Raw genomic sequence first — 24,949 nt, 5'->3', positions numbered from 1 at the left:
CCTGTTTTAGTTATTTTTTTGTTCCACGAGTTCTATTTATTAACAGAGTTAGCTCATTTCTTTGCTACCAACCGAACTAATTGTTCTTGAATCGCTAGTAAGTCAGATAAAGAAACTTGCGCATTAATTAATAAAAATGGTGCAGCTTGTTTTACTTGGAGCAAAGGCGTAGTGCTTAAATAAAGGTCGTACGTATCTTCTTCAGACAATTGATTAATTGCAAGGTGATAGAAACTTGCAAACGTTTCACGAATTCGTTGAATGATAATCGCTTCAATCGGTGTAGGTAAGTCTGTTTCTATTTTTATGTGAATTGTTTGATTGAAAGCTGTTGGAGCAGTAATTAACGTGTAGGCCATCGATAATTGAAGGCCTAAGCCAGTTTGTTTAGCTGGGTTCGAAACATAGATGTCTTGCTCGGCGACTATCTTTTGTGCATGCTCAAATAAATGAGCAAAATTTTGTAATAAATACTTCTTAATATTGTAGCCAGTAAGTGTAAAATCCATTTGTTCAAATAACTCTACGAAAAGAAGGCCAGCCACTAATTGTTTTGTGAATAAGACCCTGTTTTTTGTCGTTTCAAAGGCATGAGGGTTTTCTGTTTCAAGGGAGTGAAGAATCTTTTTAATAAAGGAATTCGTCTCTGAAAATGGTTGGTTAGGTTCGATTAAATCTATAAAATGTTTGTTCGAGAGTTGTACTGTTGTATTTGTTAATAGAAATAAAAAAATCAGCTGACTTTCACTCTTGGGTAACAGAAAGGCGTTCGTTAATTGATTTTCTAAATGTTCTTTTAGTAGATGATGAGTATCAACAAATTGAAGCAGTACTTCTTGATCTTCATCAGATAAAGAAGAAATAGATTCAGAAAGTAGTAAATTTGTCTGGAATCCCTTTCGATAACGAATAATATTTACCGCTAAAATATAACAAATAAGTTTCATATTCAATTGATTGGCTGGGAAATAGCCTAAAGCAATCAGCTCTTTCGCAAGGGTTTCACATTTTGTTTGCGAGACGTCTGCAAATGGCCAATCGAGACCAGAAAAAACGCGCCAAAAGAAAGCAATCATGAAAAAACGAATGCGTGGTTCAGCACCAACTAAACGAATCTCGCCTTTGGTTCTCTGGATCGAAAAATCAAAGGTTTTTAAAATGGTATCTAACTCAGCAACCTTATGCCGAACAGTTGATTCGGATAAGAATTGGTCCATACTAAATTTGGTTAAATGAACATTACTTTCAAAGAATAGTTTTTCGAGCAATGTAAAATACGGACTACTTTGCAAAATTTGCTTCGTCAAAATTTTATATTCTTTTTTTGATCCCATGAAACAATAGCCTTTACCTCGCTCGGCAGAGAAAATATGTGAACAATTATTAGCCAATACATAAGGTTTACTAATTAAGGATTCGTAGTATTTATTGATTGAACGTCGATCCATTTGTAACAATTGACTAAGTGTTTCAATACGAATAAAGTTTTTTTTATGGTACAACAAACGCAGTAAATCCAACTCCTTTTTAACTTCTGAGCCGAAAAAAGTATCTAATATTTCCATTATTCTTCTCCAATTGGTTCGATTCTTTTTGTTAAAATAAGTATAACTTGTTTTTTATTCGATTGTTTAAAAAAATGTACTTAACAAGTACATTTTTTTGTATCCTTAAAAGTTATTTCTGTAGTAAGTTACATATATCGCTCAAATTTCATTTGAATGAGAAATTACTTACCACAAAGGAGTTAAAAAAATTGAAAAAAACAACCTTATTTTTATTTATGTTCTTTTTCCTAATGACTATTTTTAGTATAGACGTTTCCGCAGAAACATACAATTTTAACTATAAAAATGACGAACAAGGTCATTATTTAACGAACGGAATTAGTGAGGGAGACACAAACAATTATGATTATGGTCATGCCCCTGAAGCGACATTTGACGAAGAAAAATATGTGAATTATGGAGATGAAGCTTATTTGAAGAAAAGTGTGGCGGCTGTAACAGGCCAGCAAGGGCTTTTTAATGTGACTTTAGATGTAAAAGGAAATCAGACAGAAAGCCCTATTGATCTAGTGCTAGTGATTGACTATTCTTCGTCAATGAAAGGTGAAAAATTAAACAACGCTTTGAAAGGTTTGCAACAATTCGGCGAAGAACTTTCAGATTCATTAACAGATGGTCATGTTCGAATTGGTATCGTTGCCTATAATCGACTAACTTACTCCACCGCGGATTTTTCTACAGACATGAATGACTTAGAAGACTTTTTAAGAAATACAGCCGAGCCACATTCAGGTACGTTTATGCAAAAAGGCTTGCTAGAAGGGCAACGTTTATTGGCTGAAAAAAGTCGTCCAAATGCAAAAAAGATGTTGGTTCATATTGGTGATGGTAGTGCAAATGCTAGTTTTTTACCTAGAGAAAATGCTCAAAGCTATCCCAATAATGGTGAAATTATCGATTACAACGGTTACCATACATCGTCATACATGGAAGAGTTTCAAACAGAATCCAATCAGTACTATACAAGTAACAGTGCTTCTACTGATGCTAACGCTATCCAAACAAACAGTACAACAGTGACAGATAATACGTTAGGAACCATTGTTTCTCTAAAAAAATCAGGAGATACTTATTATTCAATTGCAGCTAATCCTTCGTTAAGAGGAGAGTATATTAGTAGGAATATAGCTTCTGATCCTAAAAATTATTTGATTATTGATGAAAATTTATCTGGTTTGGGCACTGCACTGAAAGAATTAGCTGGGAGTATCAATAATACTATCCATGAGGGGCTCATTATCGATCCAATGGGAGAAAATATTCTTTTACAAGGTGCTGGGAATTTCACAGAAGATAACTACCAACTAAAAGGTTGGCGAAAAATGCCAACGGGTGAATGGTCAGAGGCTAGTGACTTATTGACTGATGTCGTAGTTACAGAAGAAAATCAAGTGCTCCATATTTCTACTATTTCATTAGGAAAGAACGAACGTTTAACATTAACTTATCAGATTAGATTGAACACAGAAACAAATGATTTTAAAGGAGATACATGGTTTTTATGTAATGATCGTACTACGTTACAACCAACTCCAGAAGAAGAAACAGTTGATTTTCCGATTCCAGCAATTAAAGCACCTACTGTACAATTAAAATTGATTAAGAACTGGGAAAATATTACAGAAAAAGAAATTCCAGAAGCAATTCAATATCAAGTAACTCGAAAAGCGACAACAGATGAAACTGCTTGGTCCACTTCAGAAGTCATGCAATTAACCCAGAAAGAAGGCTATCAAAAGCTGATTAATCAAGTAACGGTTAATGGCGCAGAAGTAGCATTACCAAAGTTTAATAACAGGGGTGAAGACTTTGTATATCAGATAGAAGAAGTGAACGTGCCAGCTGAATTTGACAGTATAATGACAAAGACAAAGGATGAATTTATCCTTACAAATCGTCGTAAAGAAGTTGTTTCCAGCACAACAGATACAAGTACGAATGAGTCTTTAAGTTCTGAGACTGCTACGACAAATTCGAGTGCTGAAAAACCAATTGTTGTAGAAACTACCACAACAACCTCAGAACTCAAGAATAATAATTTCTCAGCAGAGACGAACACAACAGCAAAAAAAATAACGAAGGCTACACCCAATGATAGACATTTGCCAAAAACAAACGAAACCCAGAAATTTCAAAGAGTATTCTTACTATTAGGTGGTTTGTTGGTAGGTTTATCTGGATTCTATTTACTTAGGCAGAGAAACTAAAATAATTCTTTAAATAAAGCAATAAAAGGCGGCTCAACGAAGCGGCCTTTTTCTTGATTCATTACCAAAATATAACGAATTTTGTAACAAAAACGTTTGATAAAAAGAAGGAAAAATGATTAATTTTACGAAAAAAAGCATATATCGACAAAAAAGAAGCAAAATTTGAATAAAAAAAGAAAAAATATGAAAAAAAATCGAAGAATTGTTTAACAATTGAAAACACATGAAAACCAGTCATGACAAGGTATAAAAGCCTTACAAAAGGTAAGTTTACCTATTATGGAGAAAGAAGGAGTGATCTGAAATGTTTTTGTAACATTTCTATTGCTTAATTGAAATATGGGTGTGGTAGAATGTTTTTGTCGTAAGAAAAGATTAAGATATTTTAAATAAACTTTAGAAATTAATTCGGAGGAATGACAAGTGAAGAAACGTCTATTTGCATCAGTATTACTATGTTCATTAACGCTATCAGCAATTGCTACCCCAAGCATCGCTTTGGCGGACAATGTTGATAAAAAAATTGAAGAAAAAAATCAAGAAATTTCATCATTAAAAGCAAAACAAGGGGATTTAGCTTCACAAGTATCTTCTTTAGAAGCAGAAGTATCTTCAGTATTTGATGAAAGCATGGCTTTACGTGAACAAAAGCAAACACTAAAAGCAAAATCAGAACAATTACAACAAGAAATTACAAACTTGAATCAACGTATTGAAAAACGTAACGAAGCAATCAAAAATCAAGCACGTGATGTTCAAGTTAATGGACAAAGCACAACAATGCTAGATGCAGTTTTAGATGCGGACTCAGTTGCAGATGCAATCAGCCGTGTTCAAGCTGTTTCAACAATCGTAAGTGCCAACAACGACTTAATGCAACAACAAAAAGAAGACAAACAAGCGGTTGTTGATAAAAAAGCTGAAAACGAGAAAAAAGTGAAACAACTTGAAGCAACAGAAGCTGAATTAGAAACAAAACGTCAAGATTTACTTTCTAAACAATCTGAATTAAACGTAATGAAAGCTTCATTAGCATTAGAACAATCATCAGCTGAAAGTTCTAAAGCTGGCTTAGAAAAACAAAAAGCAGCTGCTGAAGCAGAGCAAGCACGCTTAGCTGCTGAACAAAAAGCTGCAGCTGAAAAAGCTAAACAAGCTGCTGCAAAACCAGTTCAAGCTAAAGCTGAAGTAAAAGCAGAAGCACCAGTTGCCTCTTCTTCAACAACAGAAGCGCAAGCACCAGCAAGCTCAAGCTCAGCAACTGAATCAAGCACGCAACAAACAACTGAAACAACTACACCAAGTACAGATAATAGTGCAACAGAAAATACTGGTTCTTCTTCATCAGAACAACCAACAACACCAAGTGATAATGGAAATAATGGTGGTGGACAAGAAACACCAGATCCAGTAACTCCAACTCCTGGTAATGGCGGTGGCAACGGCAACGGTAATGGTAACGGTGGACAAACACCTCCTCCTGTTGCGGCTGACCCAACAATCAATGCATTGAACGTTCTACGTCAATCATTAGGTTTACGTCCAGTAGTATGGGATGCAGGTTTAGCAGCTTCTGCAACTGCTCGTGCAGCACAAGTTGAAGCAGGCGGTATTCCAAATGATCACTGGTCTCGTGGAGATGAAGTTATCGCAATTATGTGGGCGCCAGGTAACTCAGTAATCATGGCGTGGTACAATGAAACAAACATGGTAACAGCTTCAGGTAGCGGTCACCGTGATTGGGAAATTAACCCAGGTATTACACGTGTCGGTTTTGGTTACTCAGGTAGCACAATCGTAGGACACTCAGCCTAATCAGCAATGATAAAAATAGACGTAAGCAGCTTCTGAAAAGAAGCTGCTTTTTTCATTACTATTTCATCCGTCTCCGTTGACAAATTTGCTAAACGTGGTATTCTAATTATAATCTAATAATTTCCGTTGAATAGGAAAGTAAATACAAGACAGCTGGTAGAGAGACTTTGGTTGGTGAAAAAAGTTAGATGTCTGTATCGAAAAATGGCCTAGGAGGGATTTTTGTCGAAACGTAGGCAAAAACGTAATGTCTTTCGTTAACAAGACCGCTGATTATGATTGTCAGTTGAAGGGAAAGAGTCATCTTTCCGAAAAAAGGTGGTACCGCGATAATAATCGCCCTTTTACTAGTTACGGCTAGTAAAAGGGCGTTTTTTTATAAATAAAAATAGGAAAGAGTGAGGCAAATGAGTAGTCAGATTCCTTTTACAGTTGATCATGTGGGAAGTTTTTTACGTCCGGAAACAATTAAGAAAGCACGGAAAAAGGTCCAAACAGGTGCTTTATCTCAAGCAGAGCTACGTCTTATTGAAGATGAGGAAATCAAAGCATTAGTAGCAAAACAAAAAGCTGGCGGCTTACGGGGAATCACAGATGGTGAATTTCGTCGAGGTTTTTGGCATATTGATTTCTTAGAAGGATTAAATGGTGTAACAGGCTATATCCCAGAAACGGGGTATAACCAAACCTTTCATGGAAAAGCAGCTCCGGCCTATAATATCCGCGTAGTGGATAAAATATCTTTTCCTGCGCAACATCCATTTTTAGAGGACTTTTCATTTTTAAAAGAGGTGGTGGAAGTTGGTGATGGCACGGTAGCCAAAGCAACGATCCCTAGTCCGACCATGATTTTACGTCAAGAAATTTTATCCAACGACGGCACCTCGCGCATTCAAACAATTTATCCAGAGATTGGTGATTTTTATAAGGATTTAGCACAAACATATAAAGATGCAATTGCGGCCTTTTACGAGAGAGGTTGCCGTTATTTGCAATTTGATGATACAAATTGGGCGTTTCTAGCGGATCAGACAAAACAAGAAGAATTACGAGCAAAAGGAATACAGCCAGAAGAAATTGCACAAGTGTGTACCACGATTATTAATGAAGCCTTAGCTGGCAAGCCAGAAGATTTAACTGTAACCACACACATTTGCCGTGGGAACCATGCTTCGTCTTGGTTATTTTCAGGTGGTTATGAACCGATAGCAAAAGAATTATTTGCTACGAATTATGATGGTTTCTTCTTGGAATATGACTCAGATCGTGCAGGGGACTTTTCACCATTAAGACATTGGCAAAATAATGGCAGCAAAGTCGTTTTAGGTTTAGTTACTTCTAAGTTTCCTGAATTAGAAGAGACTGAACAAGTGAAAGCACGAATTGAAGAAGCCCAACAGTTTGTTCCTTTAGAAAACTTAAGTATTAGTCCGCAATGTGGTTTTGCTTCAACGGAAGAAGGAAATCGTTTGACGGAGAAAGAACAATGGCGCAAAGTTCAATTACTTCAAGAAATTGCTAGAGAAGTATGGTAAAAAAACTGGGACATAAGTCTAAACGGCTTATGTCCCAGTTTTTTCATTGTATTATTTTAAATATTGATCTTTAGTAAAATTCGTGTGTTCATACTCGCCGTTGTCACCATAAAAGCGGTTATAGCGTTGTTTGAATTTGCGGAATAAATAAATGACTGTCACTTTAACTAGGCAATACATTGGAATCCCAAAAATAACGCCCATTAAACCAAACAGTTCACCCATAACTAACAAGACAAGTAAAATAGTAATCGGATGGACTTTTAATTTATCGCCCATCACACGAGGAATAACAAAATCACCATGAATCAATTGGATGGCAAACCAGACGATAACGAATTTTACTACCATAAATGTGGAATCCTGAAAGGCAATAATCAATCCAGGAATAAAGGCAATAAATGGCCCGATATAAGGAATAATACATAAAATACCCGCAGCTAAAGCTAAAATGCTACCAAATTGTAAACCAATTAATAGAAAAGTTGGCCAATACATAATCCCTAAAACCAAGGAAGCAATGACTTGACCTTTTAGATAATCGCCAATTTGAATGTTGGCAATTTGGCTATATTCGTCAAAATCAGGACGAAAAGCTGGGGGAATGATGCCTTTTACAAAGCGATAAAACTTTTCTTTGTCTTTTAAAAGGAAAAAAGCGATGATAGGTCCTGTAAACAAGGTTAGGAAAGTAGAAGAGACTGCAGAAAAGACGCTTCCCAGACCTTGTGCGCCTGTTTGTAGGTAATCCCCTGCAAAGTCTTTAAAGGAGTTTGCAAGTTTGCCCCAGAGCTGATTAATCGACTCATTAGCAGATTCTAAATCTTTTGCAAAAGGTGTTTTAGCCATAAATTCTTGTACTGTTTGGAGCGTGCTTTTCCAAAAACTTGGGAATTGTTTGATTAATTCTTCCGTTTGGTCTTGGATAATTGGGAAAAGTTGCAGTCCAACTAACACTAGTAATGCAATAATTAAGACATAGAGAATCGCAATCGCCCAAACACGGGGAATTTTTTTCTCAAGGCGTTTCACCATTGGATTAAGCAAATAAAATAGAATAATACCAAAAAGTACCGGGCCTAAGACGGCACTAAAAATAACAAAAATTGGTTTAAAGATAAATGAAACAGTGTTGAATAAAAAGATAGTTACAGCAATTAGACAAAGGATAGTTAATGTGTAAAGTAAATTTTTCCCACCTAAAAAGCGGATCCACTTGGTACTTTCTTTATCCATAAGTTGCTCCTTTCGTTAAGCTTTATTTCTAAAATGACCAATAATTTCAATGACACCCATGAAAATCAGGATAAATCCAAAGACTTGCATCAAAACTAAGAGACTTTTGAAGGGATTAAAAACTAAAACGGCTCCAGCGATTAAAACCAGAATACTGTAGATAAGCGCGCCTGTTTGACGAGTATTTAAAGCAAAAGTCAATTGAACGAGGCCGTTTATAACAATGCTAATCCCTAATAAAAACGGCAGAATCGAAACAATCACTGGTGCAAAAAATAAAAAGGCTACTGCTAAGACGACAAAGATTAAACCTGTTACGAAACCAAGTCCCCAGCTACCCGTTTGTTTTTTTATTTTGTAGTCATCATAAATATTAATTAACCCTAAAAGCATCAAATAACCAGCAATTAAATAACCGACGAACTGGAAGAAAGCACCGGGATTAAAGACAATGGCACTTCCGATAACGATAAAGACGGCGTCGCGCAATAGGGTATGGCGCCGAAAATTTTCTCTAAAAGTTTGGAACATAAAAATCCTCCTCAATGTTATTGTTTCTTTTATTCTAGCGGAAAAAAGAAAAAAGTGCGAGTGGTAGCTCTAAAAAGTGTTGGAAACTGTGTCTTTAGAAAAAATAACATTAAAAATTAAAAAAGTCTTACAAATGAGCGAAAATTGACATATAATGGAAAGTGAAATTTTATTTTAAGAAGGAGAGATTTGATGGATTTATTACCTTTATTAGGCGTATTGATCGTCATTGTCGGCTTCGCATTGAAATTTGATGCTATCTTGATTGTGATGGTTGCTTTAATAGTGACGGCTTTTACTGGCGGGCTTGGTTTGACATCAATGCTAGAAACACTAGGAACAACCTTTGTGAATAATCGAGGCATGGCTATCTTTATTATTATTATGTTAGCAACAGGAACGTTAGAAAGAAATGGCTTGAAAGAGTCAGCGGCTACGTTGATTAAACGATTCAAAAAGGTATCTGCTGGTGTGATTATTGACATTTATGGTGTCTTTCGGATTATCTTCGCCGCTTTTAACGTAAGTTTTGGTGGGGTAGCAGGTTTTGTGCGTCCGATTATTTTGCCAATGGCGTTAGGAACAATTGAATCAAAAAATTTACCAATGGTGCCAGAGTATGAAGAAGAACTAAAAGGGATGGCTTCAGCCATGGAAAATATCTGTTGGTTCTTTGGTCAAGTTCTGTTTGTTGGTGGGGCTGGGGCATTGCTTGTTCAATCAACATTGAAAGATTTAGGCTATGAAGTGACATTAGGTAAACTGGCTTTAGTGGAAGTACCAGTCGCCTTAGTTGCCTTAATTTCGGCAAGTATTTACTTTACTTTAAAAGAAAAAAGATTACGTAAAAAATATTATGGACAGGAGGGACTGAAATGAGTTTTTTCACAGATCCAAGTATTGATTTGAGTGCAAAGTTATTGGAAGTCCTTTATATTTTTATGGGGATTATCTTGTTATATACAAGTTTTCGTAGTTTTCGTGATAAAACCAATCAACATGCGTATGGGACTAGTTTATTCTGGGGGATTTTAGGGATCTTAATCGGTTTTGGTCGGTTTATCCCACCAGTTGCCTGTGGCGTACTTATTTTTGTGATGACAATTCCGGCAATTCTTCAAAAAGTGACAAAAGGAGAAAGTCGCTTACCTTCGAAAGAATACATGGAAAAAATGTCTCAAAAATTAGGAATGAAGATTTTTATTCCCGCACTAAGTATCGGGGTTTTTGCAATTCTTTTTGCCACATTGACTACTTTAGGAGCTTTAGTCGGTGTCGGTGTTGGTGTCTTTGTAGCGATTTTCATCATGATGTTCTTTTCTAAAAATAATACGCCGAAAGTATTTTTTGATGATGCGGCGGAAATGTTAGAAACAGTCGGTCCTCTTAGTACGTTGCCAATGCTATTAGCTTGTTTAGGTGCTGTTTTTACTAGCGCTGGTGTTGGTGAGATTATTTCAAAAGGTGTTAGTGCCGTAGTACCAGCAGGAAATGTCAATGTAGGGATTATTATTTATGCTGTGGGAATGGTTATTTTTACGGCTATCATGGGCAATGCCTTTGCAGCAATAACCGTGATGACAGTCGGAATTGGTGTGCCGTTTGTCTTTTCTTTAGGTGCAGATCCCGCATTAGTTGGGATGGTTGCCTTAACATGTGGTTTTTGTGGTACACTGTTAACACCGATGGCTGCGAACTTTAATATCGTACCTGTAGCCATGTTGGAAATGAAAGATAAGTACGGCGTCATTAAAAATCAATTGCCGATTGCACTTTTCATGTTAATTTTCCAAATTGTTTATATGATTCTATTCAAATAAGAAAGGATGATCGAAATGAAAGTTGTCGTTACTGGCTTTGATCCATTTGGAGGAGAAGCAATCAATCCTGCCTTTGAAGCAGTCAAAAAATTACCTGCTGAAATTGCAGGAGCTGAAATTATTAAAGTGGAGGTGCCAACTGTTTTTGGCACTAGTGGTGAAAAAGTGGCTGAAGCAATTGAAACCCATCAACCAGATATGGTGATTTGTGTTGGACAAGCAGGCGGCCGTCAAACAGTCACTGTTGAAAAAGTGGCGATTAATTTAGCGGAAGCGCGTATCCCGGATAATGCAGGACAACAACCAAGCGATGTGCCGTTGGTTGAAGATGGAGCAACAGCCTATTTTACAAATTTACCGATTAAAGCGATGGTAAAAAATTGTCATGACCATCAATTACCTGCAGCGATTTCTTATACAGCAGGAACCTTTGTATGTAATGATATTATGTATCACTTACTACACTTAATTAACACTAAATATCCAACTATTCGTGGCGGATTTATTCATGTTCCGTTCCTACCAGAACAAACAATTGATAAACCAACGTTTGCTTCTATGTCATTAGAAGCAATCACAGATTCTTTGTTCTATATGATTGAAGCAGCAGTAAAAACGCAAGAAGATATTCAACTACAAGGTGGCACAACCCATTAATTAACAGGCGCTTTCGTGAGAACGGAGGCGCTTTTCTATTTTTACAAAAAGAAAAAGTAATTTTTGTTGGCGTGTGAAAAAATTTTTTATACTATTTTCGTTGACAAGTCGGTTTCTTCTTGGTATATTGAGATTCATAAATTATTAGCCCAGTAGGAAATAGATGTTTTGTTCAGAAAGTCGATGGTTGCTGCGAATCGATCAAGTCTATTTGTGAATTACACTAATAAGTAGTAACAATTACATAATACATAAGCGAGAAGCAAGTAAGCTTCTAATTAAGGTGGTACCGCGGAGAGATTCGTCCTTATTCTTTAAGGATGAATCTCTCTTTTTATGTAGCTTTAGGAGGCGTTTTCAATGAGTTGTGGAGGGGTTATTCGTTATCATAAGATCCTTTAATGTCAGAGTATTCAGAAAAAAGATTAGAGGAGAGTAACGAAATGAAAGAAAAACAGAAAAAGAAGACCGTGAGTGTTCGAGAAGCAAGTATCGTGTTATTAATTATTGTGGCAGCTATTGCAACAGGAGTAATTGGCTTAAAGATATCGCCAAATATTACTATTTTGTTTGTGATTGCATTGATTTTAGGCTACGCAATGTTTCGTAAAGTACCATTTGATCAAATGCATAAAGGGATTGTTGATGGCTTGAAGCCAGGGATTATTCCAATTTTTATTTTCATTTTAGTGGGTGCATTGATTGCCGTTTGGATTCAAGCAGGAATTATTCCAACGATTATGGTTTTTGGTTTTAAAATGATTAGTGTTAAATGGTTTGTGCCGTCAGTTTTTATTGTCTGTGCGATTGTCGGCAGTGCAGTAGGTAGTGCTTTTACAGTGATGTCAACAATTGGAATTGCCTTTTTCGGTATTGGCAGTACCTTAGGGTTAAATCCTGCTTTAGTTGTGGGTGCGATTGTTTCTGGTTCAGTTTTTGGTGATAAAATGTCACCTTTATCAGAATCAACAAACTTAGCCGCAGCGATTGTTGAAGCGGATTTGTTTAAACATATAAAAAACTTGATGTGGTCGACTGTACCAGCATTTATCGTCTCTTTAATCTTGTTTATGATTTTAGGACAAACGTACGCGAATACTAGTCTGACAGAAGTAGTTCAAGTTATTCAAGTATTGGAAGACCACTTTACCATTTCCATTTGGTCATTGTTACCATTAGCCTTAATGTTAATCTGTGCCTGGCGCAAAATTCCAGCGATTATCACGATTTTGTTAAACATTATTGTGGCAGTAATTATGATTATTATTCAAAATCCGAAAGTATCGTTGCAGGCATTAGGAAACACGTTGGAAAATGGGTTTGTTTCTCAAACGGGGAACGCACAAATTGATCAATTACTAAGTCGTGGCGGAATTATGAGTATGATGCCGACTGTTGCACTTATTATTCTAACGTTGTCTCTAGGTGGCTTATTAATGGAATTAGGATTGATTTCTGCGGTCATGGAAGTTGTTTCTCAGAAAATGAGCAGTACACCGAAATTGATTTTATCAACGTTATTAACAGGAATTGGCGTAAATATTTTTATTGGTGAACAATTCCTATCGGTTATTTTACCAGGGAATGCCTTTAAAGAAGTTTACAAAAAAGAAGGCTTGGATCCGACTGTTTTAGGCAGAACCTTGGAGGATGGCGGGACGGTTATTAACTACCTCATTCCTTGGGGGATTGCAGGTAGCTTCGTAGCGGGGACCTTTGGCGTACCAACGTTGACTTACTTACCATTTGTTTTCTTTAGCTTATTATCGCCTGTCTTCTCAATGGTCAGTGCGTTTACTGGTTTAGGGATTAAGCGGTTATCAGCAGAACCTGTTACCGAAAAATAGATTGATTAAAATAGAACAGTTGATGGGGAATACTGTAGTTTCTCCCTGTCAATTGTTCTATTTTTCTTGTAAAAAAGGTTGCATTTTTAGAAAGAAACAGTTATAGTTGACTAGTCAATTGTTGACGAGTCATCTTTTCGAGGAGGAAACTATGTCGTTATCATTACGGGAAGTTAGCCAATTATTATGTCAGTTAAAGGTATTAGATCAAAAAATTACCAAAGTTTTTGAAGAGCAAGTTGGCTTGAGTTTGACTCGTTATGAGTTGCTGATGATTTTAAAAGAACGTCAGCCGTGTCTTCAAACGGAGATTCAAGAACACTTAAAAATCGATAGTGGTGCGGTCACTCGCCATTTGAAAATTTTAGAAGAGAAACAGTATGTGACACGACAGCGAAATCCAGAAAATAATCGGGAAGTGCTAGTGCATTTAACAGAAAAAGCACAACAAGAACTACAGCAATGTACAGCCAAGCAACAAACGGTAACAGAAATTATTCCCAGTACATTTACAAAGGACGACTGTCGCCAGTTAAAAGAACTTTTGACAAAACTAGATCAAAGCATTACAACGAAAGAGGTATGATAGAATGACAACATATACAACGAATGATTTTTCAGAGATTGTTTTTGGCCGCAAATCGGTTCGGGTGTACGATGAAACCCATAAAATTTCTCATGAAGAAATGTTAACAATGATTCAAGAAGCGACCACTGCCCCTTCTTCTGTTAACATGCAGCCCTGGCGTTTTGTCGTAGTGGAAAGTGAAGCAGGCAAAGAAAAATTAAAACCCTTAATTCGCTTTAATACGCGTCAAAATGAAACATCTTCTGCAATGCTCTTAATTTTTGGTGATCTAAACTGCCATGAACGAGGAGAGGAAATTTACAATCAAGCCTATGCTAGTGGTAAAATGCCTAAAGAAGTGCGGGACCAACAATTAGCGGCGATTATTCCCCATTATGAAAGTTTAAGCAGAGAACAAATGAATGACATCGTAAAAATTGATGCGAGTTTAGCAGCTATGCAATTTATGTTAGTGGCCCGAGCTCACGGATATGAAACAAATCCAATCGGTGGTTTTGAAGCGGAAAAATTAGCCGAAACATTTGGTTTAGATCAAGAGCGCTATGTCCCAGTAATGATTTTATCTGTGGGTAAGGGCATGGAAACTGGCTATGAATCTGTTCGTTTAGCACCAGAAAAAATCACGACATTTGAATAGGCAATAAAAAATGACGGCGTACGCTTGCATCAACCAACGATCTTAAAGAAAGTTGGCTAATGCAACAGCGATGCCGTCATTGTCGTTGGATAAAGTGACTTCTGTTGCGATGTTTTTAAGCTCGTCAACAGCGTTTTCCATAGCAATCCCTGTGCCGGCCCATTCCAACATTGTATAGTCGTTGTGACCATCACCAAAAGCAATTACTTCTTCAGCAGTTATGCCTAACTGTAGGGTTAGTTTTTCTAAAGAACGCGCTTTATCAATATTTTTGGCGGTAAATTCAAAATAGAAAGGAGCGGAAAAAGCAGCGGTGACGGTTTCTTTGAAAGGCGCGTAGATGGCCTCATGATATTTTTGTAAATAGGCGGGTTCACCAGCAATTAAAATTTTGTTCAAGGGAAAGTTTAGTCTGGCGGCTAAATCATGCCACTCACATAATTGAAAGTTGCCGCCCCGTGATTCATATTCAATAATATTAAAATCACCAGTCTCTAAATGTAAGGTGTTATGAAAAACATCATTGACATACATAAATGTTTCATCATTAATCATTGGAATTACGTCAAATTGTTTCAAATGCTCTAAAATTTGTTGACTCAATGATTTTGAAATTGTCTGGTTAAATAGTTGTTGCTGACTGCCATGATGGGTGACACAAGCGCCGTTATAGGAAAGTAGGTGTCCATTATAATGAGCCATCTCCAATTCATCTGCTAAGGGCCGCATACCGTTAGTCGGGCGGCCAGAAGCCAAAATCAGTGATAGGCCTTGCTTTTGTGCAGCTACTAATGCTTGTCGCGTTTTTGGTGAAATCTTTTTTTCTGAAGTTAACAAGGTACCATCAATATCCATTACAATTGCTTTGACTGCCATAATTGGCCTCCAATCCGAAGAGTTTCTTTCTTTTAGTATAAAAGTTTTTTCTATTAATGTAAACGGATTCTCTTGTGAGGTGCATAAAAGAATTATTTTACAAAAATCTATACTATTTTTTTGTGAAATTTCATATAATAGAAGTATTCTAATTATCTACATAGAGAGCGAGGGACAAGGAATATGAAGGAAAAAGAAATGCATTCGCTCTTTTTTAAACATAAGTTTGTGAAAGTAACTCCCTATTTACGTCGTTTTGGTCATCGTTTGAGTGGGATGATTATGCCAAATTTGAGTATTTTTATTGCGTGGAGCTTATTGTCTTTGGTGGCTGGCTATACGACTGGAAATCTACGGCTAGCTCTTTCTGAAGTCGAAACGATAATGATTCGAGTTGTTTTACCGATTTTAATTGGTTTTACAGGCGGAAAAATGTTCGAGGAACAACGTGGCGGCGTCGTTGCGGCTATCGCGACAGTGGGCGTGATTGTTTCCACAGATGTTCCACAGTTGTTTGGTGCCATGTTTATTGGACCTTTAGCAGGATATACTTTCGCCAAAATTGAACAAATTCTCTTACCGAAAGTTAAAGAAGGCTATGAGATGCTGACTAAAAACTTTTTAGCAGGAATTGTGGGAGGACTGCTGTGCTGTTTTGGTATTCTGGTTGTAGCTCCGGCTGTTGAAAGCGCTAGTTTTTGGCTGTATCAATTTTCTTCTTGGTTAATTGAAGCCAATCTTTTACCATTGGTTCACGTTTTCTTAGAACCCTTAAAAGTGTTATTTTTTAATAATGCGATTAACCATGGCTTATTAACGCCTCTAGGTTTAGAAGGTGCTAGTCAAACAGGTCAGTCCATTTTATTTCTATTGGAAACAAACCCTGGACCAGGCGTGGGCGTTTTGGTTGCTTTTCTGCTGTTTGGGCCTGTAGGACAACGAAAAACAGCAGGAGGCGCCACCATGATTCAATTGATTGGGGGCATTCATGAAATTTATTTTCCGTTTGTTTTGATGGATCCGCGCTTATTTTTAGCAGTAATTGCTGGAGGAATGAGTGGTACGCTTGTTTTTCAAATATTTAATGGGGGGCTAAGTGCTCCAGCTTCGCCAGGTTCATTGGTTGCGATTTTAGCCAATGCCCCGACTGAGGCAAGGCTGGCGGTTTTTAGTGGAATTTTTGTTAGCTTTCTTTGCTCTTTTGCAATAGCAAGCTTGTTATTAAAACGTCAACGAGGAATTGAACTAGTTTCAATGATAAAGATGAAGGAGGAAGACCAAGTGGAAACAGTCACACCTAACTATCAGCAAATTTTATTTGTTTGTGATGCAGGAATGGGCTCAAGTGCCATGGGGGCTAGTTTGCTAAGCCGACAATTAAAAGCTGTGAACTTGGAGATGCCTGTGACTTACCAGTCCGTTCATCAAATGAAGTGGCAGCCTAAGACATTAGTGGTCATTCAAGCAGAATTGAAACAGTTAGCACAAAAGTACGTCCCAGAAAAGGATATGGTGAGTGTTCAAAATTTTTTAGAAATTAAATCCTATTACCCGCAAGTTTTAGCCAAACTGACTGCTTCTTCTCAAGAGCAATCTTCACTTGGTTTAGAGTCTACTGAAACGAACCCGACAAAACAAAGACAGAAGCTTGTTTTTTTATATGCCGAGAATGTTCGAGGATCGCAAACAATGGGAATGGAATTATTGCGGCAACAAGCGGCGAAACAAGGAGTCGCGATTGAAGTATCTAAAGAACCACTGGAAACAGTCTTTTTTACCAAGGAGACAACCTACGTAGTGACTCGTGAACTGGCGCAAGCCTATCATTTAGATCTAACGCAACAAAATTTATACGTAGTTACTAGTTTTTTGAATAAGAAAGAGTATCAAGAATGGCTGGAAGGAGGAGCTGATAGATGTTTTTAACGACAAGAGAAACTGTTCTATTAACGGAATTAGTGAATAGTCCTACCCCCGTTTCAGTAAACCGCATGATGAATTTGTTAAAGGTTAGCCGCCGGACGGTATATCGTGAATTAGAAAATTTAGAAACCTCGCTAGCATCGATGGGCGCGACGTTGGAAAAAGTAGCTCGTGGGCGCTTTTCGATTCAAGCAGATGAAGCAGCGATGACGGAAATTCAGGCTGCTATTTTAGGAGAAGAGACACAGGAACTTTCTACTTTGGCGCGGCAACATGCGATTTTATTGACATTACTGCAAACAAAAGAGCCAGTCTCTATGCATTATTTTCTGGAAACGTATTGTATTAGTAATACGACTTTTTATGCCGATATTAAACAATTAGAAACACGGATTGCTCGGATTCCGTTGACGATTTCTCGGAATCAAGGCTATGAAGTGACTGGTTCTGAAAAATATCGCCGTCTCCTAATGGCGAATATTCTAAGTATGGAAATTAATGAGTACCAATTTTTTCATTTTACCGAATTAACGACAAACGACCATTTTTTCTTTCAGTTTATTCATGCAGAACATTTAGCATTTGCACAAACAATTGTTCAGCCAGAAGTAGAAACTTTATTTCCAGCATTAAGTGATCGCAAATTACAACATTTGATTTTAATGTTAACAATTGCGATGGATCGAGTCACTGCAGGTTTTTATTTAGCTGATGAGACCTATACTGGGCAGATGAATAAGGCCTTTCTAAATTGTTCTAAACGACTTTTTTCAAAAGTCGCTGCTGAAACGAAACAACTATACGCTGTCAATGAGATTGTTTTTTTTGCTAGCTTATTAAGTGATTTTTCTAATTCTTTTGATGAAGATTTTTTTGATGAACATTTTGACACTCAGCTAGCTTATGCAGTGAAACAACTGATTGAAGCAGTAAGTCAAGAAACGGAAGTTAATTTTTTCGAAGATACCAATTTGTATAAAATGTTGTTGACGCATTTATCAGGTGTTTTTTCTCGGGCGGTTTTACAAGAAGAAGATTTAACAAATCCCATTTTAGAACGGATCATGAATCAATATCAAGAAATAGCTGCGGCTTTACGCCAAGCGTTGCCGCAAATTTTTCCGCAAAAGAATCTATCGGAAGAGGAAATTGCCTACATGGTACTTCATTTTGCTAATTCTTTAGAGCGGAGTCCCAAAATTATGGAAGTTGATATTGCTGGTTTTTCTCCTAGCGGTTTGGCTTCGACAAGTATGCTGGAAATGCGATTACGGCGCTACTTTCCTTTTATCAACCAGATTCATTTTTTTCGGATTGCGGATTTAGGTAAGGTGAATGTTGAGGAAAACTATGACTTAGTGATTTCCACTTCGTTATTACCAGGATACAATGGCAAATATAAATTAATCTCACCGTTACTTTTAGACGATGAAATCCGCCAATTGAAAGAAGAGTTTAAGCGGATTAGTCACGAAAAACGCTCGCTTAGGAAAGCGCCTGTGAAAAAAATAGGTGGCGAAGAAAGCTACGAAACGGTGGTCGCTTTCATGGAAGAAATTAGTAAACTATTAGAAACATTTTTCATAGCAGATTTAAATAATCAAGCGGATTTAGCAGAAACCGTTCAACAAGCTCTCGCGCAACTTTCCGTAGATTTAATCACCGATAGTGCAATCGTCTGTCAGCAATTGATGAAACGTTACGAGCAAGCGCCTATTGGGATTCCTCAGACGGAAATGGCCTTATTCCATACCTCAAGTACAGCAGTGACACAGCCTGTTTTTTGTATTTTTAATCTGGCCCAGCCACTTATGATTGAAGGTATGGATAAAAAGCCGATGCAGTTACAACGTATGTTACTCATGCTAGCGCCGATGCCGATTGATGAAACAATCGGGAAAATTTTAGGAAAAATCAGTGGTGCGATTATTATGAATGATTTAAATACAGAAATTTTTCATTCAGGAAATGAAGCCATTGTTTATCAGTTGCTTTCGTCATTATTAATTGAAGAAATGAAAGGCTAGGTGTTGAGAGATGTTTGAAATTACAGCGGAGCAAATAATGTTGAATCAGTCGTATGCTAGTTGGGAGGAAGCACTAGCAGCTTCTGGTGAGTTACTGCTAAAAAATCAGTTAGTCACGCCTGACTATGTCAAAGCAATGTATCAACGCCAACAAAAAGTCAGCGTGTATATCGGTAACTTCGTGGCATTGCCTCATGCGGAAGGACAAGATGAACAAGTTTTAAAAGAAGGGATTTGCTTTATTCAAGTGCCTGATGGGGTCAACTTTGGTACGGAAGCAGATCGAAAAATAGCCACCTTGTTATTTGTTGTTGCTCTAAAAAGTCAACAGCAATTAAGCATGCTTCAAGAATTAGCTTTTTTCTGTTCAGATCTCGAAAACATTCAGCGGCTCAGTGATTGTCAAACAATAGATGAAGCGCAAAAAATTCTGGCTCAAGCCTAAAGTTACGTCTGAAAAAAATCAATTCAATCTGAAATGTTCAAAAATTATTGAAATAATTTTATATTAAAAAATAAAATATTTTTTATTTAAGAGGTTAAACAAAAAAGATAAGAAGTTTCCTTGACAAAAAATAGGCCCTATGATAAATTTAAAGTAACTTGTGACAAAGTCGTGCATGGATGCACTAAAAAGACACCCTATTGCAGTAGGGTGTCTTTTTTTGCTGTTTAGACAGCAGCGGCTGGAAGCAACTTGTTTATTCCTCGTTCTGTTTTTCCAGCCAAATGGTTACAAGTTTCAGGACAATCCCGACAAAAATCGGCACAAGAATTTTTGTGACAATCTCGTACATGTGATGCACCTCCTTTCGAGGCAAGTCGCCAATTTGAGTATAGCATAAAAAGTTGTTCATTTATTATTGAAATTATTAGAAATGGAATAAGCACGTGTTTTCTGGTTTTCGTAACTAGAGAACACGTGCTTTTTTCTTTCAACTTTTGGCACAATGGTTTGTGCCAAAGTACGACTTTTTCCAGATTCGGAAAGCGGATACAATTTAGTCAACAAGAAAAGTTACTTGAGAGAAGGGGAATAAAAATGGAACAAGTACCAGAAAAAAATAAAGTATCAATTAAAGCGAAAGTCCAAAGACTTGGCAGCACCTTATCTAGCATGGTGATGCCCAATATCGGGGCGTTGATTGCGTGGGGCGTTTTGACAGCGCTATTTATCCCAGATGGATATCTGCCAAATAAAGCCTTTGCCACGATGGTTGGCCCAATGTTGACCTATTTAATTCCATTATTAATTGGCTACACTGGTGGGAAAGTAATTGCAGGTGATCGCGGTGCCGTAGTCGGCGCAATTGCGACAATGGGCGTGATTGTGGGAACCGATATTCCGATGATGCTAGGTGCCATGATTATGGGTCCACTTGGTGGCTTTACAATTAAGAAATTTGATCAGTATTTCCAACATCGGATTAAAGCTGGTTTTGAAATGTTAGTAAACAATTTTTCAGCTGGATTGATTGGTTTTGCATTAGCTTTACTTGGTTTTTCAGCGATTGGCCCAATTGTCGATGCGCTGACTGCTGCAATGGCACGTGGTGTGGAAATCATTTTAAATGCTCATTTGATTCCATTAACGAGTATTTTTATTGAACCGGCAAAAGTGCTCTTTTTAAACAATGCGATTAATCATGGCATTTTAACACCCTTAGGGACAGAACAAGTCTTATCGGCTGGCAAATCAATTCTTTTCCTATTAGAAGCAAACCCTGGCCCTGGGTTAGGTGTCTTATTAGCATTTATGTTTTTTGGAAAAGGTGCGGCAAAATCTTCTGCGCCGGGAGCAATAATTATTCATTTCCTTGGTGGTATCCACGAAATTTACTTCCCATATGTAATGATGAAACCGTTATTATTCTTATCGGTTATTGCAGGTGGCGCGACAGGTAGTTTAGTTTTCCAAACGTTAGATGCTGGTTTACGTGCGCCCGCTTCACCAGGCTCCATTATAGCTATTTTAGCGATGACACCAATGGGTTCTTACTTACCAGTTATTTTAGGTGTTTTAGCAGCAACTGCTGTTTCCTTTGCAGTATCCGCAGTCATTTTAAAAGCAGATGCGAAAGAAGAAAGTGATGAATTTGCCCAAAAAGTGAAAGAAACCCAAGCTGCTAAAGCAGCATCAAAAGGATTAACTGTCGCAAATGGTAGTGCTTCATTGTCAGGAATTCAACAAATTATTTTTGCTTGTGATGCTGGGATGGGCTCTAGTGCAATGGGTGCGTCTATCTTACGGAAAAAGGTCCAAGAGGCTGGTTTAGTACAAACTGTGACGAATCGGGCCATTAATAATTTGACCGATGAGGGAAATACATTGATTGTCACACAAGCGGAATTGCAAGAACGGGCCAAACAGAAAGCACCTAATGCAACTTTTGTAGCAGTTGAAAATTTCTTGAACTCACCACGTTATGATGAAATTGTGGCTGAACTATCAGGTACCAAAGAAAAAAACGACGCACAACCAACAGCCTCCAAAGCAAAACCTGCTTCTGAAATTGAGGGAGATTTAGCAAATGTCAATGAGATTCTTTTGGTTCACGATGACCGTGTCGGGTCAGCAACGATGGGAATGAAAGTCTTAGAAGAAATTTTAGATAAAGAGAAAATTTCAATGCCGATTCGAAAAATTAATATTAATGAATTAACTCAACAAACACAGGCTTTAATTGTCACAAAAGCTGAACTAACGGAACAAGCCCGTAAAAAAGCACCGAAAGCGACACACTTATCAGTAAAAAGTATGGTTAATCCCCAAAAATATGAAACAGTGGTTTCGCTCTTAAAAGAAAGTGCCTAGAGAGGAAGAAAACAATGGAAAATCTTACGAATATTTCAATTGAATTAAATCAACAGTTTAATACAAAAGAAGAAGCTATTCGCTTTTGCGGCGAAAAACTAGTCGAGGCAGGCTGTGTTGAGCCCGCTTATATCGAAGCAATGATTGAAAGAGACCAATTGCTATCTGTTTATATGGGGAATTTTATTGCCATTCCTCATGGAACAGAAGAAGCCAAAAAATTAGTGAAAAAATCAGGAATCTGTGTAGTGCAAGTCCCAGAGGGCGTTAATTTTGGCACCGAAGAAGATGAAAAAATTGCTACCGTATTATTTGGGATTGCCGGAGTCGGTGAAGAACATTTGCAATTAGTCCAACAAATTGCACTTTATTGTAGTGATATGGATAACGTGGTGCAACTTGCCGATGCATTAAGTAAAGAAGAAATAACAGAAAATTTAGCCATTGCTTAAAGGAGAGAATAAGAATGAACGCAGTACATTTTGGAGCAGGAAATATTGGACGCGGCTTTATCGGCGAAATTTTAGCTAAAAACGGGTTTCATATTACGTTTGTGGATGTTAATGAAACCATCATTCAAGCGTTAAAAGAACGTAAAAGTTATACAATTGAATTGGCCGATGCCTCACATCAACAAATTAACGTTGAAAATGTGACCGGATTAAATAACATGACAGAACCAGAAAAAGTAGTAGAAGCAATTGCGGAAGCCGATTTAGTCACGACGGCGATTGGTCCCAATATTTTACCAAGAATTGCTGAATTAATTGCCCAAGGAATTGATGCACGTGCCGAAGCAAATTGTCAAAAGCCGCTGGATATTATCGCTTGTGAAAATATGATTGGTGGTTCAACCTTTTTAGCAGAAGAAGTGGCCAAATATTTGAAAAACCCAGCTTATGCTGAACAATGGATTGGTTTTCCTGATGCGGCAGTTGATCGGATTGTTCCATTACAAAAACATGAAGATCCACTTTTTGTTCAAGTTGAGCCTTTTTGTGAATGGGTCATTGATGATACCAACCGAAAAGCCAAAGAGATTCAGTTAGAAGGCGTTCATTACGTTGCTGATTTAGAGCCGTATATTGAACGAAAATTATTTAGTGTAAACACTGGCCATGCTACAGTTGCCTATACAGGGGCGTTGTTAGGCTATCAAACCATTGACGAAGCGATGCAGGATGCCTTAGTGGTAGCACAACTCAAATCAGTTTTGCAGGAAACCGGTAAACTTTTAGTGGCTAAATGGAATTTTGATGAACAAGAACATGCAGCCTATATTGAAAAAATTATTCAACGTTTCCAAAATAAATATATTTCAGATGCTATTACACGTGTAGCACGGACACCAATCAGAAAATTAGGTGCGCAAGAACGGTTTATTCGACCAATCCGTGAATTACAGGAACGCAATCTAGTGTCGCCGCATTTATTAGCAATGATTGGTATTGTCTTTAATTATCATGATCCAGAAGATGAACAAAGCCGTCAATTACAGGAAATGCTTGACCAAGAAAGCGTTGATACAGTGATCGCTGAAGTAACGGGCATTGAAGATCCAGAAACGGTTAAAAATATTAAACAAAACGTAGAACGCTATGCGCGACCACAAGTAGCATAATAACAAAATCCTTCTACCAAGATACTTCACATTTCTTAATTTAAAGGAAAAAACAACCGCTCGCTGATTAAAGTGAGGGGTTGTTTTTAACATATTGACTAAGTGGTTTTTGATAAAGCTCTCCTTTGAAGGCACCTGTATTGAAGTATTCAGCTAATTGGTAACCAATGAATGGGCCAGTAGTGAGTCCTGATGAACCAAGTCCGCTAGCAACCACAAGGTGGGGCATTTCTGGCAAAGGGCCAAAAAACGGAGCGAAATCAGATGTATAAGCACGTGTACCGACGCGGTAATGCATGGGTTGCTTAAAAAGCTGCTCTGCTTCTTTTAGAAATGGTGCAGTCCCAGAAGTTAGTTGTTGAAAAGCGCTAACAGTCTCTTCTAAATCCCAGGCTTGATCATTTTCGTGGGTGGCACCTAATAAAATTTTTCCTTGATTAAAAGGAATTAAATCGGCTTCGCCATCTAACATAGCAACAGGCCATTGCTGACTGTTTGTAAAAGGGGTCTCGAAAACTAATAATTGTCCTTTTTGGGGACGAATGTCCACAGATAAATTTAAAGTAGCGAGTAATTCCTTTAAATGAGGACCAGGTGTTAAAGCGAGAAAATCAACGCTCTTTTTTCCTGAATTTGTGACAATTTCCCACCCTTGATTCAGTTGTCGAAAGTACGCCCGTTGTGAACAAAAAGTGACCCCTTTAGCTTCGGCGCGTTTCTGAAGATGGTTTAGATAAGCTGGTCCATCTAGGCGACCGCCACCAGAAATAAAAAGTGAGGGAGTTTCCTTAAGTAGCGGTAAGAACTTCGCTGTTTGAACCGCTGACAACATCGTGATTTCTCCAATTTCAGGTGCAGTTTGCTTACGCTCTTCTGCCAAATGGGCTAAGTCTGCCAAAGCGGCTGCCGGGCGCAAAATGACTGTCCCTGATTGACGATAAATATCCTCCGTCAGCTGAAAATCTTTGACTAGCTTTGGAAATAGGGCAGCGCCCTCTCGCGCTAATTGGTACCATTTCTTATTCCGACGTTTGGATAGCCAAGGGGAAATAATCCCAGCGCTCGCTTTAGTCGCTTGGCCGAGCCCTTCATCATAAACGGTAATGTCAAATTTTTGTGGATCTAAATAATTAGCTAACGTCATTCCGATAATGCCGCCGCCAATAATGGCAATTTTTTTCATGCTTCTTCTCTCCTTCGAACAGTTGTATTGTAACACAAAAAAACCGCCTCTAGACAGAG

Annotated in this window: 22 protein-coding genes and 1 other annotated feature; of the genes, 15 read left to right on the top strand and 7 right to left on the bottom strand. The window is 37.7% G+C overall.

What is annotated here, in order from left to right; all coding sequences use genetic code 11:
* Positions 1-53 precede the first annotated feature (53 nt).
* A complete protein-coding gene (locus AB3I34_RS07115; protein WP_010826321.1) occupies positions 54-1,565 on the bottom strand; it encodes a helix-turn-helix domain-containing protein in 1,512 nt (503 codons plus the stop codon).
* Between the two features lie 74 nt (positions 1,566-1,639).
* Between AB3I34_RS07115 and AB3I34_RS07110 the strand changes: the two genes are divergently transcribed.
* Positions 1,640-3,775, top strand: a complete 2,136-nt coding sequence (locus AB3I34_RS07110; RefSeq protein WP_025189295.1) for a vWA domain-containing protein — start codon at positions 1,640-1,642, stop codon at positions 3,773-3,775.
* A gap of 61 nt (positions 3,776-3,836) precedes the next feature.
* Here AB3I34_RS07110 and AB3I34_RS07105 read toward each other — a convergent pair whose 3' ends face one another.
* Positions 3,837-4,016: a hypothetical protein gene (locus AB3I34_RS07105; protein WP_033591568.1), complete on the bottom strand. Its 180-nt coding sequence runs from the start codon at positions 4,014-4,016 to the stop codon at positions 3,837-3,839.
* A 185-nt stretch (positions 4,017-4,201) separates the two neighbouring features.
* Here AB3I34_RS07105 and AB3I34_RS07100 point away from each other — a divergent pair, with 185 nt between their 5' ends.
* Together AB3I34_RS07100 and AB3I34_RS07095 are read left to right on the top strand one after the other, a co-directional pair.
* The gene (locus AB3I34_RS07100) at positions 4,202-5,593 is read left to right on the top strand and encodes a CAP domain-containing protein (RefSeq protein ID WP_002375809.1); all 1,392 of its coding nucleotides are present in this window, start codon (positions 4,202-4,204) and stop codon (positions 5,591-5,593) included.
* 117 nt (positions 5,594-5,710) lie between these two features.
* Positions 5,711-5,940 (top strand) — a binding site (T-box leader).
* A 60-nt stretch (positions 5,941-6,000) separates the two neighbouring features.
* Complete coding sequence (locus AB3I34_RS07095; RefSeq protein WP_010711961.1) at positions 6,001-7,128, top strand: 5-methyltetrahydropteroyltriglutamate--homocysteine S-methyltransferase; 1,128 nt, start codon at positions 6,001-6,003, stop codon at positions 7,126-7,128.
* A gap of 51 nt (positions 7,129-7,179) precedes the next feature.
* On the opposite strand, the gene AB3I34_RS07090 is transcribed toward AB3I34_RS07095, so the two are convergent.
* Both AB3I34_RS07090 and AB3I34_RS07085 read right to left on the bottom strand, forming a co-directional pair.
* Positions 7,180-8,364 carry an AI-2E family transporter gene (locus AB3I34_RS07090; RefSeq protein WP_010711962.1) on the bottom strand — a complete coding sequence of 395 codons (1,185 nt, stop codon included), beginning with the start codon at positions 8,362-8,364 and terminating at the stop codon, positions 7,180-7,182.
* A gap of 15 nt (positions 8,365-8,379) precedes the next feature.
* Entirely contained in the window at positions 8,380-8,895 is a 516-nt protein-coding gene (locus AB3I34_RS07085; protein WP_002381189.1) for an HdeD family acid-resistance protein, read from the bottom strand.
* A 189-nt stretch (positions 8,896-9,084) separates the two neighbouring features.
* Between AB3I34_RS07085 and AB3I34_RS07080 the strand changes: the two genes are divergently transcribed.
* The 6 genes from AB3I34_RS07080 to AB3I34_RS07055 all read left to right on the top strand — a co-directional run bounded on the left by AB3I34_RS07080 (position 9,085) and on the right by AB3I34_RS07055 (position 14,445).
* Complete coding sequence (locus tag AB3I34_RS07080; RefSeq protein WP_024797200.1) at positions 9,085-9,774, top strand: DUF969 domain-containing protein; 690 nt, start codon at positions 9,085-9,087, stop codon at positions 9,772-9,774.
* The gene (locus tag AB3I34_RS07075) at positions 9,771-10,715 is read left to right on the top strand and encodes a DUF979 domain-containing protein (RefSeq protein ID WP_002355267.1); all 945 of its coding nucleotides are present in this window, start codon (positions 9,771-9,773) and stop codon (positions 10,713-10,715) included. The genes AB3I34_RS07080 and AB3I34_RS07075 overlap by 4 nt, the downstream gene beginning before the upstream one ends.
* A gap of 15 nt (positions 10,716-10,730) precedes the next feature.
* Positions 10,731-11,372, top strand: coding sequence for a pyroglutamyl-peptidase I (gene pcp, locus AB3I34_RS07070; RefSeq protein WP_002355269.1), 642 nt, complete (start codon positions 10,731-10,733; stop codon positions 11,370-11,372).
* 401 nt (positions 11,373-11,773) lie between these two features.
* Positions 11,774-13,219 carry a Na+/H+ antiporter NhaC gene (gene nhaC, locus AB3I34_RS07065; RefSeq protein ID WP_002383673.1) on the top strand — a complete coding sequence of 482 codons (1,446 nt, stop codon included), beginning with the start codon at positions 11,774-11,776 and terminating at the stop codon, positions 13,217-13,219.
* A gap of 151 nt (positions 13,220-13,370) precedes the next feature.
* Positions 13,371-13,805 (top strand): MarR family winged helix-turn-helix transcriptional regulator, encoded by a 435-nt coding sequence (locus AB3I34_RS07060; protein WP_002362972.1) that lies wholly within the window; start codon positions 13,371-13,373, stop codon positions 13,803-13,805.
* A gap of 4 nt (positions 13,806-13,809) precedes the next feature.
* Complete coding sequence (locus AB3I34_RS07055) at positions 13,810-14,445, top strand: nitroreductase family protein (protein WP_002358386.1); 636 nt, start codon at positions 13,810-13,812, stop codon at positions 14,443-14,445.
* 42 nt (positions 14,446-14,487) lie between these two features.
* Here the strand turns inward: AB3I34_RS07055 and AB3I34_RS07050 are convergent, their stop codons facing one another.
* Positions 14,488-15,321, bottom strand: coding sequence for a Cof-type HAD-IIB family hydrolase (locus AB3I34_RS07050; RefSeq protein ID WP_010817009.1), 834 nt, complete (start codon positions 15,319-15,321; stop codon positions 14,488-14,490).
* Between the two features lie 183 nt (positions 15,322-15,504).
* On the opposite strand from AB3I34_RS07050, the gene AB3I34_RS07045 reads away from it, so the two are divergent.
* Genes AB3I34_RS07045 through AB3I34_RS07035 form a run of 3 tightly spaced genes read left to right on the top strand, consistent with a single transcriptional unit; the run spans position 15,505 to position 19,716 of the window.
* Complete coding sequence (locus AB3I34_RS07045; RefSeq protein ID WP_010711965.1) at positions 15,505-17,247, top strand: PTS transporter subunit EIIC; 1,743 nt, start codon at positions 15,505-15,507, stop codon at positions 17,245-17,247.
* The gene (locus AB3I34_RS07040) at positions 17,238-19,271 is read left to right on the top strand and encodes a BglG family transcription antiterminator (RefSeq protein WP_010711966.1); all 2,034 of its coding nucleotides are present in this window, start codon (positions 17,238-17,240) and stop codon (positions 19,269-19,271) included. Before AB3I34_RS07045 ends, AB3I34_RS07040 begins: the two co-directional genes overlap by 10 nt.
* A gap of 10 nt (positions 19,272-19,281) precedes the next feature.
* Entirely contained in the window at positions 19,282-19,716 is a 435-nt protein-coding gene (locus AB3I34_RS07035; protein WP_010711967.1) for a PTS sugar transporter subunit IIA, read from the top strand.
* 256 nt (positions 19,717-19,972) lie between these two features.
* Here the strand turns inward: AB3I34_RS07035 and AB3I34_RS07030 are convergent, their stop codons facing one another.
* Positions 19,973-20,068 carry a type I toxin-antitoxin system Fst family toxin gene (locus AB3I34_RS07030; RefSeq protein ID WP_015543884.1) on the bottom strand — a complete coding sequence of 32 codons (96 nt, stop codon included), beginning with the start codon at positions 20,066-20,068 and terminating at the stop codon, positions 19,973-19,975.
* Between the two features lie 245 nt (positions 20,069-20,313).
* Here AB3I34_RS07030 and AB3I34_RS07025 point away from each other — a divergent pair, with 245 nt between their 5' ends.
* Genes AB3I34_RS07025 through AB3I34_RS07015 form a run of 3 tightly spaced genes read left to right on the top strand, consistent with a single transcriptional unit; the run spans position 20,314 to position 23,707 of the window.
* Positions 20,314-22,086 carry a PTS mannitol-specific transporter subunit IIBC gene (locus AB3I34_RS07025; RefSeq protein WP_010711968.1) on the top strand — a complete coding sequence of 591 codons (1,773 nt, stop codon included), beginning with the start codon at positions 20,314-20,316 and terminating at the stop codon, positions 22,084-22,086.
* Positions 22,087-22,100: 14 nt separating this feature from the next.
* Positions 22,101-22,538, top strand: a complete 438-nt coding sequence (locus tag AB3I34_RS07020; protein WP_002355279.1) for a PTS sugar transporter subunit IIA — start codon at positions 22,101-22,103, stop codon at positions 22,536-22,538.
* A gap of 14 nt (positions 22,539-22,552) precedes the next feature.
* Positions 22,553-23,707: a mannitol-1-phosphate 5-dehydrogenase gene (locus tag AB3I34_RS07015; protein ID WP_002355280.1), complete on the top strand. Its 1,155-nt coding sequence runs from the start codon at positions 22,553-22,555 to the stop codon at positions 23,705-23,707.
* A gap of 67 nt (positions 23,708-23,774) precedes the next feature.
* On the opposite strand, the gene AB3I34_RS07010 is transcribed toward AB3I34_RS07015, so the two are convergent.
* Positions 23,775-24,890: an FAD-binding oxidoreductase gene (locus AB3I34_RS07010; protein WP_010711969.1), complete on the bottom strand. Its 1,116-nt coding sequence runs from the start codon at positions 24,888-24,890 to the stop codon at positions 23,775-23,777.
* Between the last annotated feature and the right edge of the window lie 59 nt (positions 24,891-24,949).

It is taken from the genome of Enterococcus sp. C102(2024), assembly GCF_040888205.1.
In the GTDB taxonomy this organism is placed as follows: domain Bacteria; phylum Bacillota; class Bacilli; order Lactobacillales; family Enterococcaceae; genus Enterococcus; species Enterococcus faecalis.
This window is presented reverse-complemented; position numbering and strand designations above follow the sequence as displayed.

What these genes read in the sequence shown, in the direction of transcription:
- pcp (WP_002355269.1), top strand. Translation starts at nt 10,731, where the DNA reads ATGAAAGTTGTCGTTACTGGCTTTGATCCATTTGGAGGAGAAGCAATC.
- AB3I34_RS07110 (WP_025189295.1), top strand. Translation starts at nt 1,640, where the DNA reads ATGTACTTAACAAGTACATTTTTTTGTATCCTTAAAAGTTATTTCTGT.
- AB3I34_RS07025 (WP_010711968.1), top strand. Translation starts at nt 20,314, where the DNA reads ATGGAACAAGTACCAGAAAAAAATAAAGTATCAATTAAAGCGAAAGTC.
- AB3I34_RS07035 (WP_010711967.1), top strand. Translation starts at nt 19,282, where the DNA reads ATGTTTGAAATTACAGCGGAGCAAATAATGTTGAATCAGTCGTATGCT.
- AB3I34_RS07010 (WP_010711969.1), bottom strand. Translation starts at nt 24,890, where the DNA reads ATGAAAAAAATTGCCATTATTGGCGGCGGCATTATCGGAATGACGTTA.
- nhaC (WP_002383673.1), top strand. Translation starts at nt 11,774, where the DNA reads ATGTCAGAGTATTCAGAAAAAAGATTAGAGGAGAGTAACGAAATGAAA.
- AB3I34_RS07085 (WP_002381189.1), bottom strand. Translation starts at nt 8,895, where the DNA reads ATGTTCCAAACTTTTAGAGAAAATTTTCGGCGCCATACCCTATTGCGC.
- AB3I34_RS07050 (WP_010817009.1), bottom strand. Translation starts at nt 15,321, where the DNA reads ATGGCAGTCAAAGCAATTGTAATGGATATTGATGGTACCTTGTTAACT.
- AB3I34_RS07030 (WP_015543884.1), bottom strand. Translation starts at nt 20,068, where the DNA reads ATGTACGAGATTGTCACAAAAATTCTTGTGCCGATTTTTGTCGGGATT.
- AB3I34_RS07060 (WP_002362972.1), top strand. Translation starts at nt 13,371, where the DNA reads ATGTCGTTATCATTACGGGAAGTTAGCCAATTATTATGTCAGTTAAAG.
- AB3I34_RS07015 (WP_002355280.1), top strand. Translation starts at nt 22,553, where the DNA reads ATGAACGCAGTACATTTTGGAGCAGGAAATATTGGACGCGGCTTTATC.
- AB3I34_RS07105 (WP_033591568.1), bottom strand. Translation starts at nt 4,016, where the DNA reads ATGACTGGTTTTCATGTGTTTTCAATTGTTAAACAATTCTTCGATTTT.
- AB3I34_RS07055 (WP_002358386.1), top strand. Translation starts at nt 13,810, where the DNA reads ATGACAACATATACAACGAATGATTTTTCAGAGATTGTTTTTGGCCGC.
- AB3I34_RS07090 (WP_010711962.1), bottom strand. Translation starts at nt 8,364, where the DNA reads ATGGATAAAGAAAGTACCAAGTGGATCCGCTTTTTAGGTGGGAAAAAT.
- AB3I34_RS07045 (WP_010711965.1), top strand. Translation starts at nt 15,505, where the DNA reads ATGAAGGAAAAAGAAATGCATTCGCTCTTTTTTAAACATAAGTTTGTG.
- AB3I34_RS07040 (WP_010711966.1), top strand. Translation starts at nt 17,238, where the DNA reads ATGTTTTTAACGACAAGAGAAACTGTTCTATTAACGGAATTAGTGAAT.
- AB3I34_RS07095 (WP_010711961.1), top strand. Translation starts at nt 6,001, where the DNA reads ATGAGTAGTCAGATTCCTTTTACAGTTGATCATGTGGGAAGTTTTTTA.
- AB3I34_RS07020 (WP_002355279.1), top strand. Translation starts at nt 22,101, where the DNA reads ATGGAAAATCTTACGAATATTTCAATTGAATTAAATCAACAGTTTAAT.
- AB3I34_RS07115 (WP_010826321.1), bottom strand. Translation starts at nt 1,565, where the DNA reads ATGGAAATATTAGATACTTTTTTCGGCTCAGAAGTTAAAAAGGAGTTG.
- AB3I34_RS07075 (WP_002355267.1), top strand. Translation starts at nt 9,771, where the DNA reads ATGAGTTTTTTCACAGATCCAAGTATTGATTTGAGTGCAAAGTTATTG.